Source organism: Ruegeria sp. AB8 (assembly GCF_056542605.1).
Map to the genome: position 1 here is coordinate 1 of NZ_JBQGAB010000140.1, position 504 is coordinate 504.

Sequence of the window (504 nt, forward strand, 5' to 3'; positions counted from 1 at the left end):
TGGCCCCAGCCAGATTCAGTTCTGGTTTATTGCTCTGGTCATCGGGATCGCTGCAGGCTTCATGGCGCTGGGATTCCGGATGGCGATCTCGTCGTTGCAGGCTTATCTCTACAACACCGAAGATATCCTGTTCCTGCACAGCCATGCTGAGAAGCTGCATTGGCTCTGGATTTTCCTTACACCTGTGGTCGGCGGGTTGGTCGTCGGGATCATCCTGAACAGGTACACCGATGATGGCCGTGTGCGTTCGGTAGCTGATGTGATCGAGGGTGCGGCCATCATTGATGGACGGGTCGAAAAGAAGGCCGGTATCGCATCTTTTTTCGCTTCGCTGATCACGCTCAGCTCAGGCGGATCCACGGGGCGGGAAGGACCTGTTGTGCATATGGCCGGGGTCATCTCGACTTGGGTCAGCGACCGTATCCACGCCGACGGCATCACCGGGCGCGACCTATTGGGTTGTGCTGTGGCCGCTGCTGTTTCGGCCAGTTTCAACGCCCCCAT

Annotated in this window: 1 protein-coding gene; it reads left to right on the forward strand. The window is 57.9% G+C overall.

Features of this window, described 5'->3' with window-relative positions:
* Positions 1-504, forward strand: a 504-nt coding sequence (locus tag ACR0CG_RS24205; RefSeq protein ID WP_480528076.1) for a chloride channel protein, incomplete at both ends; no start/stop codon positions are given.